Origin of the sequence: Segatella baroniae B14 (genome assembly GCF_022024235.1) — a bacterium.
Lineage (GTDB): Bacteria > Bacteroidota > Bacteroidia > Bacteroidales > Bacteroidaceae > Prevotella > Prevotella bryantii.
Window position 1 is genome coordinate 1,925,001 of record NZ_CP091799.1, and the last position, 12,812, is coordinate 1,937,812.

10 protein-coding genes and 1 rRNA gene (1 of these 11 only partly in view) are annotated in these 12,812 nt (G+C 40.3%); 10 read left to right on the top strand and 1 reads right to left on the bottom strand.

The genetic code is table 11. The features are described from left to right. Positions 1–1,425, bottom strand: a 16S ribosomal RNA gene (locus L6469_RS08230); it reaches 105 nt to the left of the window's first position. Between the two features lie 1,425 nt (positions 1,426–2,850). Between L6469_RS08230 and L6469_RS08235 the strand changes: the two genes are divergently transcribed. The 10 genes from L6469_RS08235 to proB all read left to right on the top strand — a co-directional run bounded on the left by L6469_RS08235 (position 2,851) and on the right by proB (position 12,808). Beyond that, complete coding sequence (locus L6469_RS08235) at positions 2,851–3,567, top strand: Bax inhibitor-1/YccA family protein (RefSeq protein ID WP_006281547.1); 717 nt, start codon at positions 2,851–2,853, stop codon at positions 3,565–3,567. A 352-nt stretch (positions 3,568–3,919) separates the two neighbouring features. Further along, the gene (argR, locus tag L6469_RS08240) at positions 3,920–4,396 is read left to right on the top strand and encodes an arginine repressor (protein WP_027453150.1); all 477 of its coding nucleotides are present in this window, start codon (positions 3,920–3,922) and stop codon (positions 4,394–4,396) included. A gap of 35 nt (positions 4,397–4,431) precedes the next feature. Beyond that, entirely contained in the window at positions 4,432–5,034 is a 603-nt protein-coding gene (locus L6469_RS08245) for a GNAT family N-acetyltransferase (protein ID WP_006281549.1), read from the top strand. Positions 5,035–5,092: 58 nt separating this feature from the next. Beyond that, a complete protein-coding gene (locus tag L6469_RS08250; protein ID WP_006281550.1) occupies positions 5,093–6,295 on the top strand; it encodes an argininosuccinate synthase in 1,203 nt (400 codons plus the stop codon). Positions 6,296–6,339: 44 nt separating this feature from the next. After that, a complete protein-coding gene (gene argC, locus L6469_RS08255) occupies positions 6,340–7,341 on the top strand; it encodes an N-acetyl-gamma-glutamyl-phosphate reductase (RefSeq protein ID WP_006281551.1) in 1,002 nt (333 codons plus the stop codon). A gap of 2 nt (positions 7,342–7,343) precedes the next feature. Then, entirely contained in the window at positions 7,344–8,486 is a 1,143-nt protein-coding gene (locus L6469_RS08260; RefSeq protein ID WP_006281552.1) for an aspartate aminotransferase family protein, read from the top strand. Position 8,487: 1 nt separating this feature from the next. Further along, complete coding sequence (gene proC / locus L6469_RS08265) at positions 8,488–9,273, top strand: pyrroline-5-carboxylate reductase (RefSeq protein ID WP_006281553.1); 786 nt, start codon at positions 8,488–8,490, stop codon at positions 9,271–9,273. A 157-nt stretch (positions 9,274–9,430) separates the two neighbouring features. Then, on the top strand, positions 9,431–9,985 hold the full coding sequence (locus tag L6469_RS08270; RefSeq protein ID WP_006281554.1) for a helix-turn-helix domain-containing protein: 555 nt from the start codon (positions 9,431–9,433) through the stop codon (positions 9,983–9,985). A gap of 10 nt (positions 9,986–9,995) precedes the next feature. Next, positions 9,996–11,681, top strand: coding sequence for an AMP-binding protein (locus L6469_RS08275; RefSeq protein ID WP_006281555.1), 1,686 nt, complete (start codon positions 9,996–9,998; stop codon positions 11,679–11,681). Between the two features lie 56 nt (positions 11,682–11,737). Continuing rightward, complete coding sequence (gene proB, locus L6469_RS08280; RefSeq protein WP_006281556.1) at positions 11,738–12,808, top strand: glutamate 5-kinase; 1,071 nt, start codon at positions 11,738–11,740, stop codon at positions 12,806–12,808. The last annotated feature ends 4 nt before the right edge of the window (positions 12,809–12,812 follow it).

A 12,812-nucleotide genomic window follows, 5' to 3' on the forward strand; every position in this document is an offset into this window, starting at 1 on the left:
CACCCCCGGCTTTCATGGCTTGACGGGCGGTGTGTACAAGGCCCGGGAACGTATTCACCGCGCCATGGCTGATGCGCGATTACTAGCGAATCCAGCTTCGTGAGGTCGGGTTGCAGACCTCAGTCCGAACTGGGACCGGCTTTCTTGATTAGAATGACCTTACGGGCATCCGACTTTCTGTACCGGCCATTGTAACACGTGTGTAGCCCCGGACGTAAGGGCCGTGCTGATTTGACGTCATCCCCACCTTCCTCACACCTTACGGTGGCAGTGTCTCCAGAGTGCCCAGCTTGACCTGATGGCAACTGAAGAGAAGGGTTGCGCTCGTTATGGCACTTAAGCCGACACCTCACGGCACGAGCTGACGACAACCATGCAGCACCTTCACAGATGTCCCGAAGGAAGTCTCTATCTCTAGATCCGTCATCTGCAATTCAAGCCCGGGTAAGGTTCCTCGCGTATCATCGAATTAAACCACATGTTCCTCCGCTTGTGCGGGCCCCCGTCAATTCCTTTGAGTTTCACCGTTGCCGGCGTACTCCCCAGGTGGGATGCTTAACGCTTTCGCTTAGCCACTCACCCCGAAGGGCAAACAGCGGGCATCCATCGTTTACCGTGCGGACTACCAGGGTATCTAATCCTGTTCGATACCCGCACTTTCGAGCTTTAGCGTCAGTAACACTACAGCGAGCTGCCTTCGCAATTGGAGTTCTTCGTGATATCTAAGCATTTCACCGCTACACCACGAATTCCGCCCGCTTCCTGTGCACTCAAGTCTGACAGTTCGCGCTGCAGTGCCCAGGTTGAGCCCGGACATTTCACAACACGCTTACCAAACGGCCTGCGCTCCCTTTAAACCCAATAAATCCGGATAACGCCCGGACCTTCCGTATTACCGCGGCTGCTGGCACGGAATTAGCCGGTCCTTATTCGTAGGGTACATGCAAATAACCACACGTGGCTAACTTTATTCCCCTAAAAAAGCAGTTTACAACCCATAGGGCCGTCATCCTGCACGCTACTTGGCTGGTTCAGACTTCCGTCCATTGACCAATATTCCTCACTGCTGCCTCCCGTAGGAGTTTGGACCGTGTCTCAGTTCCAATGTGGGGGACCTTCCTCTCAGAACCCCTACTGATCGTCGGCTAGGTGGGCCGTTACCCCGCCTACTACCTAATCAGACGCATCCCCATCCATAAGCGATAAATCTTTATTCCATCTCAGATGTCTTTAATGGAAACCATAGGGCATTAATCTTACTTTCGCAAGGCTATTCCCTACTTATGGGCAGGTTGGATACGCGATACTCACCCGTGCGCCGGTCGTCATCAAAGAAAGCAAGCTTTCTTCATGTTACCCCTCGACTTGCATGTGTTAAGCCTGTAGCTAGCGTTCATCCTGAGCCAGGATCAAACTCTCCATTGTAAAATATCTTTGAATATCTAATTGAATAGATTATTTGTCTCTGTTTCAAGGACGCTTATCCTTTTATTGAAGTCGGTTTAAAGCCTGGACAAAAACTAAACTTGACGGTTCGTTTTTGTTACCCATTCACACATATTTATAATATGTGAACGCTTCTTGTACTACTTCTCTGTCTATGTAATCTTTTCAAAGAACTCTTTCTCTTAAGCCTCATAACCAACGTTATTTGGCTGCTTCCGTTTGTTCGAAAGCGAGTGCAAAGGTATACAAAATATCCATAACCTCCAAATGTTTTCAAGAAAAAATTGCAAAAAACTACAATTTTGCGCGTTCTTTGACAATGATAGCTTAATTCCGTGGACGAACACATTATAATATATAAAGAGAATAATATTTTATAATAGAGAGAATAATATTAAAAGAAAAAGAATGAGGTATATCTATAATTAAAGGAAGATAAATTTTAAGCCTCCCCTCTCCTACAAATTATACGAGTATTGGCAGACTGTCTTTCTCTGATTGCTATGGACCGACTTCCGTCACCATCGGAAACAGCGTAACGAAACTGGTTGACACCGCTTACTACACCTCCCGACAATTTTTACGGCATCAGCACTACTTTTACCATTCTACGACATGTACAATAAAAGAACCGATTTGAAATTTACGGACAAGAACCCTCCTGAGGTTTGCGTATTTGAAATTGCGATGTAAGAATGCCTCAAATACGTGAATTTTGAAGAATTTTCATATCTATCTGAATATCAACACGTTACACATTTAACGTTTCTTCGGTTCAAGAAATGGGCGCCAAAACCCCAGCTCCTAGGGGTCGAAAGCTTAGGGTTGATGCGATAAGGTCATAGAGTTTAGCGAACAAAGTCTTAGGTTTCGACCCCCAGGAGCTGGGGTTTTGGTGGGAGAGAAAATCGAGGGGAAGAAAAAAGACCAAACAGGCTGATCAAAAGTTGAATATTTTGAGCTAGATGACGATTTTTGAAAGCACTGTTTTTTGATAAATTATTTGACAGTCAAACCATTACAAGTAGGAAAAATCAACAGACGTTCCGATACGTATCGATGTGACAGAATTCTGTGTATCTATGGCATTTGTACATCCTATTCAGAAACCCTCATAAGATTTGAAAAACTGAAAATAATTATGCTTATATACATTTCCCTCACATTTTTAAATCCTTTTGCATAGCCTTTACCACTTTTTCGTAGACAATCTAAAACCTCACAAACATACTTATTAAAGATAACAGTTCAACAAAAGAAGACAAAATCTTCTCTTACTATTATCTATAAAAAGAACGCAATTTGATTAAACAATCGCTAAAAAGCCCCCAAAAACTTGTTTTATAACAAACTTGGCATTATCTTTGCGCTTGATGAAATTGATACAAACTAAAAATAATAATTATGAAAGAAAAAGAACTTTATCGAATGATAAATGAAAGAAGCTGGAATGTTTCTTTAGCATTTCCTGCATTGATGCGCAAAGTATATATTTGGATGACTTTGGCTCTTGTCATTACCGCAGTAACTGCATATGGCGTTGCTACCAGTCCAGCCCTCATGACAACCATATTTACCAATAAAATATTATTTTTTGGTCTCATCATTGCAGAATTAGCTTTAGTATGGGGTATATCAGGAGCAATCAATCGCTTATCACTAGCAACTGCCACCCTTATGTTTATTGCATATTCCGTAATAAATGGTGCCACATTGTCAGTAATCTTTGCAGCCTTCTCTACCACTGCCATAGTCAAGACCTTTGTCGTAACAGCTGGTACATTTGGTACAATGTCTCTTGTCGGCTATTTCACTAAGAAAGATTTGACCTCAATGGGCAAATTACTATTCATGGCCCTAATCGGTATCATCATTGCAACCATCGTAAACATGTTTATAGCAAGTTCAGGATTAGACCTAATCATCAGCTATCTTGGAGTTCTGATATTTGTGGGGTTAACCGCCTACGACACGCAGAAAATTAAGCATATGCTATCCATGGCACCCGATGCAAGCGAACAAATGCAGAAATATGCATTATTAGGATCACTCACGCTATATCTAGACTTTATCAACCTCTTCCTGTATTTATTAAGAATATTCGGTAGCAACCGCAACTAAGTAAATAATAATAAACACCAAAGGCGCCTTCCTACGGAAGACGCCTTTTTCATTTATATATAAAGCTATATCACTACAGCTAAATGAAGTATCATAGAACGGTTGGCAAAGGTAGTGAATTATTTTGAGATAATCTAATTTTATTCTGCTTTTCTTATTATTTCTTTAAAACATTCACTAAAAAGAAAATTTATTCATATAACTAAATATACAAAAACCACTGTATCTATACACAAAATATACAAATAACCTTAAAAACTAAAGCTTTCGAGTAATTTTTATGCAAAAACTCTTGCAGATAAATACAAAAATTTCTATTTTTGCAAGCGAAAACAGAATAAAAATACAACGTATGAAAGTTAAGAACGCTAGAATGGAAGCCCTGAAGATGTTAATATCTAGTCAGGAATTAGGAAGTCAGGAAGAAGTATTAAAAGCTTTAGCTAAAGAAGGCTTTAAGTTGACCCAAGCAACATTGAGTCGCGACTTGAAGCAACTCAAAGTTGCCAAAGCAGCTAGCATGAATGGCAAGTATGTATATGTACTCCCTAACGAAACCATGTACAAGCGTATATCTAATCCACAATCTGTTACAAAAATGTTACAGTCTCCAGGATTTTTATCCATTGTTTTCTCTGGTAATTTAGGAGTCATCAAGACTCGTCCTGGTTATGCAAGTAGCATCGCTTATAATATTGACAATAGTGACGTGACAGAAATTTTAGGTACAATTGCAGGAGACGATACTATTTTTATTGTCAAAAAAGAGAATGTATCTGAAAAGGCCGTAATGGACAAGCTCAGTTCTGTCATTGACGGAATGAACTAAAAGACTTTAAAAGAACAAATTATAAAGTAATAATAATGGAAGAGATTGAAGTAATGGTTGCTGATGCTTCCCACGAGAAGTATGTAGACACCATTTTGGAGACAATGGCATCTTCCGCTAAGGACCGTGGCACAGGTATCGCCAAGCGTTCTCACGAATATGTCACTACCAAGATGAAAGAAGGTAAAGCCGTCATAGCTTTATGCAATGGTAAATTTGTAGGTTTCAGCTACATCGAGACATGGGGCAATAAGACTTATGTAACGACATCTGGTCTTATCGTTAATCCTGCTTTTAGAGGTCGTGGTGTAGCTAAACGCATTAAGAATGTAACCTTCACACTGGCTCGTGTACGATGGCCAGAAGCAAAAATCTTCTCTCTCACCTCAGGATCAGCTGTCATGAAGATGAATACTCAACTTGGGTATTTACCAGTTGTATTCGGTGACTTGACAGACGACGAATCATTCTGGCGTGGATGTGAAGGTTGTATCAACCATGACATTCTACAACGAACCGAAAGAAAATTCTGTATTTGTACAGGAATGATGTACAATCCAGCAGATCATCCAAACGAGACACTGCCTATCCAGCTTTCAGAAAAGACTCTCGAGCGTCTTAAGAAACTAGGTAACTGATACCAGAAGAGAACATCATACTTATATTAATTTTCAACACAAATTTATCGTATATATTATGGCTAAAAAGAAAGTAGTTGTCGCTTTTTCAGGCGGACTAGATACATCATATACAGTTATGAAACTTACTCAAGATGGTTGGGACGTATATGCAGCATGCGCTAACACGGGTGGTTTCAATGAAGAACAACTGAAGGTAAACGAAGAAAATGCTTATAAGCTTGGAGCTGTTAAGTATGTAACTCTCGACGTAACTCAAGAATATTATGAAAAGAGCCTGAAATACATGATTTATGGTAATGTAATGCGTAATAATTGCTACCCTATTTCAGTATCATCAGAACGAATTTTCCAAGCTATTGCCATTGCACGCTATGCTAATGAGATTCAGGCAGATGCTATCGCACATGGTTCTACAGGCGCTGGCAACGACCAAATACGCTTCGATATGACCTTCCTTGTAATGGCTCCAGGAGTAGAAATCATTACATTAACTCGAGATCAAGCACTTAGCAGAAAAGAAGAAGTAGACTACCTGAATGATCATGGCTTCTATGCAGATTTCACAAAACTCAAGTATTCATACAATGTAGGTATTTGGGGTACAAGTATCTGTGGTGGCGAGATTCTTGATCCAACCCAGGGTCTGCCAGAAGAGGCATATCTCAAGCATGTTACCAGTGATAAAGCCGAAGAAGAATTGAAAATTACATTCAAAAATGGCGAAATCACTGCTGTGAACGGTGAAGAATTTGAAGACAAAATTAAGGCCATACAGAAAATAGAAGAGATTGGTGCCTCTTATGCCATCGGCCGTGATTGTAATGTTGGTGATACTATTATCGGTATTAAGGGCCGTGTGGCATTTGAAGCAGCAGCTCCAAAACTGATTATCGAAGCTCACCGTTTACTAGAGAAAAGTACATTGAGTAAATGGCAGCAGTATTGGAAAGACCAAGTAGCCAATTGGTATGGTATGTTCTTGCACGAAAGTCAATATCTAGAACCGGTGATGCCAGATATAGAAGCATTCCTGACCAGTTCACAACGCCATGTGAACGGAACTGCTATCTTGAAACTTCGCCCTTACAGTTTTCAAACAGTAGGTGTAGACTCGGATGACGACCTGACCAAGTCAAAACTTGGCGAATATGGCGAGATGAACCACGGTTGGACTGCAGACGATGCCAAAGGCTTTATCAAGCTGAGTGCTACTCCACTTCGTGTATTCTACGGAATGCATCCAGACGAAAGAAAATAAAAAGATTATCATATCTAAAGATTATTAAGCCATAACATATCCCAATGATAAAAGTAGGAATATTAGGAGCAGCAGGATACACAGGCGGAGAACTCATTCGTCTATTGCTAAACCACCCAGAGGTAGAAATCGTTTTTGCTAACAGTGGTAGTAATGCCGGAAATCCTGTTACCGATGTACACGAAGCCCTCTACGGTGATACAGATATGAAGTTTACAGACGAACTTCCTTTTGATAAGGTTGATGTAATCTTCTTCTGTTTCGGCCATGGCAAGAGTGAAGCTTTCATGAAGGAGCATAAAATACCAGCTAATGTTAAAATTATTGATTTAGCTCAGGATTTTCGACTGGCACCTAAGGAAGTGGTAAATACCATGCAACCAACCGCAGAAATTCATGACTTCGTATACGGTTTACCAGAAATAAATGAATCAAAAATAGCCACAGCTCAGCATGTAGCCAATCCGGGATGTTTTGCAACATGCATCCAACTCGGATTGCTGCCTGCAGCAAGCATGAATCTCATCGACAAAGATGTAGCTGTAAATGCTATTACCGGCAGCACAGGAGCTGGGCAGAAGCCAGGATCAACAACTCATTTCTCTTGGCGCAACAATAATCTTAGCATCTATAAGGCTTTCAAGCATCAGCATATTCCTGAGATTCGTGAAAGTCTGACACAAGTACAGGGTCATCTTGAAGCCTCTATCGACTTCATACCGTATCGCGGTGACTTCACGCGTGGTATTTTCGCTACAGAAGTAGTTAAGACAGATAAACCACTTGAGGAAATTATAGCTGGATATAAGGCTTTCTACAAGGATGCAAAGTTTACACATTATATAGACAAGCCTCTTGATTTAAAGCAGGTGGTTAATACCAACAAAGCATTGGTACACTGCGACAAGATTGACGATAAATTATTAATTACCTCCTGCATCGATAATCTGCTAAAAGGTGCAGTTGGTCAGGCTGTACAAAACATGAACATCATGTTCGGCATCGACCAGACAGCAGGATTAAAACTTAAAGGTTCAGCATTCTAAATATGAAACTATTTGATGTTTATCCACTTTTTGACGTTAATATCGTCAAAGGCAAAGGTTGCAACGTATGGGACGATAAAGGTCAAGAATATCTTGACCTTTATGGTGGTCATGCTGTAATCAGTATCGGACACTGTCATCCTCACTATGTAGAAATGATGACAAATCAACTCAATAAGCTAGGCTTTTATTCCAATTCCGTCATCAATAAACTGCAGCAACAAGTTGCAGAACGTCTTGGCAAAATCAGTGGTTACGAAGACTACCAGTTCTTCTTGATTAACTCAGGAGCCGAAGCCAACGAAAACGCATTAAAATTAGCCTCATTCACCAATGGCAGACGACGTGTATTATCTGCAGAAAAAGCATTTCACGGCCGTACTTCTCTTGCTGTAGAGGTAACTAATAATCCTAAAATTATTGCCCCAATCAACGATAATGGTCTTGTAACCTATCTTCCACTCAACGATTTGGAAGCATGGGAAAAAGAACTAGCCAAGGGTGATGTATGCGCTTGTATTATCGAATGTATTCAAGGTGTAGGCGGCTGCAATATGGTAAACAAAGATTTTGCCCAAGGCTTACAAGCAGCTTGTAAGAAATATGGCACATTCCTGGTATGCGATGAGATACAATGCGGCTATGGTCGTACAGGAAAATTCTTCGGTCATCAGTGGCTGGATATCAAACCAGACCTGATTACTGTAGCTAAAGGTATCGGCAACGGATTTCCTATGGGCGGTGTACTCATTTCTCCAGAATTCGAACCTGTATATGGTCGCTTGGGAACAACTTTTGGTGGTAACCATCTGGCATGTACCGCAGCTTTGGCCGTACTCGATGTATTCGAAAAAGAAAACCTTGTAACCAACGCAAATGAGGTAGGAGAATATTTTATACAACAGCTCAAGGAATTACAGAAAGAAAACAGTCATATCACTGAGATTCGTGGAAAAGGCCTAATGATTGGTATTGTTTTGGACATTCCACATAAAGAAATACGCTCAAAACTCATCTACGACGAGCACTGCTTTACTGGTTGTGCATCAACCAATATCCTTAGAATTTTACCACCATTGTGTCTGACCAAGGCCAATGTTGACGATTTCATGAATAAATTCAAGAAAGTATTAGCAACTATATAAAATGAAGATTACTATCATTGGTGCCGGTGCCATGGGTGGAGCACTTGCCGAAGGCCTACTAAAATCAGAAGATTTCAAACCTTCAGATATAAGCGTTTCTAATCCACACGCCGACAAACTAGAAAAATTCAAGAAATTAGGTGCCAACACGACAACCAACAATATCGAAGCTATACAAGGCGCAGACTACATCGCTATCGTAGTTAAGCCATGGCTAGTAGAGCATGTCATCAATGAGATAAAGTCTACACTTGATTATCAGAACCAGACAATCCTTAACATGGCAGCAGCAATACCTTCAGAGCAACTTCGAAAATGGTTGGATAAAGATGGCGACCAGCCTACCCTGCTGCAAGTTATACCCAATATCGCTATAGCTGTAAAATCTTCAATGACTTTCATTGCCCCATGCGATTGCGAAGAAGAAAAGATAAAAGAAACCGAAGCGATATTTAAAAGCGTTGGCCAAACCGTTGTTACCGACGAACAGCATCTTGGTGCAGGAACATCGTTAGCCAGTTGCGGTATAGCTTATGCCATGCGTTATTTCAGAGCAGCATCAGAAGGTGGTGTAGAACTAGGATTCAAAGCAGATGTCGCAAAAGACATTGTCTTACAGACCGTAAAGGGAGCAGTAGATTTACTGCAAGCTAATGGAAACCACCCTGAAGCCGAAATAGACAAAGTTACAACTCCTGGTGGCTTGACCATCAAAGGATTAAATGAAATGGAGCATGCCGGCTTTACATCTGCTGTTATCAGAGGATTAAAAGCTGGATTAAAATAAACTTTAAAGAGTTTTTCTAAAATGCTGCACATGATAAATACCAATGTGCAGCATTTTAGATTTTATTACAAATACAAATAAGAAAACAATCTGCCGAAAACAAAAGTAGAAGTTTTTTTTGTACTTTTGAAGACGATTATTTTAAAACAATTAACTTATGGAAGAATCTATAAAACTAATTGGAGAACGATTGAGAGGCCTTCGTGAAGTTCTCGACATTCCTGCAGAAGAAGTTGCAGAACTATGCGAAATCAGCTTAGATCATTATCTTAAAATAGAAGCAGGAGAAGCTGACCCTTCTGTATATCGTCTTTCAAAAATATCAAAAAGATACGGAATAGATCTTGATGTTCTACTTTTCGGTGAAGAGCCACGTATGAATTCATACTACCTAACACGAAAAGGTCAGGGACAAGAAATTGACCGTGGAAACGATTATAAATATCAGACTCTTGCCGGTGGTTTTAAAGGGCGAAGAATAGATCCTTTCTACACTGTAGTAGACCCGCTCCCAGGTGATAAGAACCATCGTAAGAATACACAGGATGGACATGAGTTCGACTATGTACTTAAAGGTACTCTGGAAATCACTATCGGTGAAAAAGTACTTGTACTTAAAGAAGGTGATACCATTTATTTTGATGGAAGGCAACCTCATTGTATGCGTGCCCTCAATGGAGAACAAGCTCATTTTCTATGTATTGTAATTTAAACTCAAACCAATGTTAGAAAGATTTTTAACGCAAACGAAGTTCACTTCAGAGGAAGACTTTAAAAAAAATTTTCATTTCAAAATAAATGAGAACTTCAATTTTGCCTATGATGTTATGGACGAATGGGCAAAAGAAGAACCTAACAAAATATGTTTGTTATGGACAAGTGAAAGAGGTGAAGAAGTAAAAACTACCTTTCAGGATTTTAAGGAACAAACAGATAAGACTGCAGCCTATTTTCTGAGTTTAGGTATACAGCGTGGCGACAAAGTCATGTTGATATTAAAAAGACACTATCAATGGTGGCTAAGCATGATGGGGTTATGCAAAATCGGAGCCATTGCCATTCCTGCTACTCACATGCTCACCACAAAAGATATCGAATATCGCAACCAAAGAGCCAGCGTTAAGGCTATCATCTGCGTTAACGATGAATATGTAACAACTCAGGTAAAAAATTCATTAGCAGAAAGCCCTACCGTAAAAACACTGGTAGCAGTAAACTCCATGATAGAAGCGGACAAGCCTGTACCAGAAGGATTTCACAATTGGCACAAAGAATGGGAACAAGCTCCAGATTTCGAACGTCCTGCTAATGTGAATGAAAATGATGATACCATGCTGATGTATTTTACCAGTGGCACTAGTGGAGAACCTAAAATGGTAGCACACGACTATCTCTATGCACTAGGACACCTGACAACTGGTGTATACTGGCATAACCTGCAAGAAAAAAGTATTCACCTTACAGTAGCAGATACAGGTTGGGGCAAAGCCGTTTGGGGTAAATTATACGGACAATGGTTTGCTGGTGCTACCGTATTTGTATATGACCATGAGAAGTTTACTGCAGAAAAGATCATGAGAGCTATGGAGAAATATCATATCACTTCATTCTGTGCTCCACCTACCATATATCGCTTCATGATTCTAGAAGATTTCAGTAAATACGACCTTAGCAGTCTAAAATACTGTACTACTGCAGGTGAAGCCATGAATCCATCTGTAGAACAAAAGTTCTTTGAACTCACAGGAAATCACATCTATGAAGGATTTGGACAGACCGAAACTACTATGACTTTAGGTACTTTCCCGTGGATAAAACCTAAACCTGGAAGTATGGGAAAAATTAATCCTCAATACGATGTAAAACTGCTTCGACCTGACGGAACAGAATGTGAGGACGGAGAAAAAGGCGAAATCTGCATCAGTACCATCAAAAGTAAGCCAGTAGGACTATTCAAGGGCTACTATCGTGATGAAGAGAAAACATATCAGGCTTGGCATGACGGTATATATCATACTGGCGATATGGCATGGCGAGATGAAGAAGGCTATTTCTGGTTTGTAGGAAGAACAGACGATGTCATCAAAAGTTCAGGTTATCGCATCGGCCCATTCGAAGTAGAAAATGCACTGATGACTCATCCTGCAGTAGTAGAATGTGCTATTACCGGTGTACCAGATCCAATACGAGGTATGGTTGTTAAAGCAACAATAGTACTAAAAGACAATTATAAAGCACAGGCAGGACCAGAACTAATTAAAGAACTGCAGAATCATGTAAAACATGAAACTGCACCTTACAAATATCCACGTGTAATAGAGTTTGTAGACGAACTTCCAAAGACTATATCTGGAAAAATTCGTCGTGTGGAAATTCGCGCCAATGACGCAAAGAAAGACAAAAAATAAACCACTAGAGGTATGCTACAAAGGCATACCTCTCTATAAATTATAAGAGAGACAACATGAGTAGAATCGTAGTAAAGGTGGGCAGTAATGTTCTCACCAGGGATGACGGCAAACTGGATGTAACCAGAATGTCGGCTATCGTTGATCAAATCGTATGGCTGAAGAAAAATGGACATGAAATTATCCTCGTTTCTTCAGGAGCCATGGCTTGTGGCCGTAATGAACTGAAAGTAGAAAACAAACTAGATAGTGTAGAACAGCGACAACTCTTCTCTGCACTCGGACAAGTAAAATTAATAGGCCTTTATTACGATTTATTTCGTGAATTCAATATTCATGTAGGACAGGTACTTACCATGAAAGAAAGTTTCTCCACCCGTGGTGAATATCTAAATCAGAGAGCCTGTATGAACGTAATGCTCAAAAATGATGTCATCCCTATCGTCAACGAAAACGATACTGTTAGCGTTACTGAATTAATGTTTACGGATAATGATGAACTTTCCGGCCTCATTGCTTCTATGATGGACTGCGACACTCTTATCATTTTATCTAATGTAGATGGCATCTACAATGGTGATCCGAAAGAGCCTCATACTCGCGTTATTCCAATGGTCAACTACGACCGGGATCTTGATGAATATATCCAAGAAACCAAAAGTGGATTTGGTAGAGGTGGTATGATTACAAAGACTCGTATCGCTCGAAAAGTAGCAGAAGAGGGGGTTCGCGTCATCATCGCCAACGGTAAGACTGAAAACATCTTAGTAGATCTGATAACCCATCCACAGGAAACGATGCATACAGAATTCCGTCCTAATCCTAACCCTACATCACAGGTTAAGAAATGGATAGCTCACAGCGAAGACTTTGCTAAAGGAAAGATTCATATCAACGCCAAAGCAGAAGAAATACTAAAAGGGGAAAAAGCTGCCAGTCTGCTATTAGTTGGTGTTACATCTATAGAAGGTGTATTTGAAGAAGGAGATATTATAAATGTAGTAGACGATAAAGATAAGGTCATAGCTGTAGGAAGAAGTAGTTACTCTTCTGAAGAGGCTATAAAACTTATCGGCGAACATGATATTAAACCGCTGATACACTATGACTACCTCTATATGGAATAAGAAA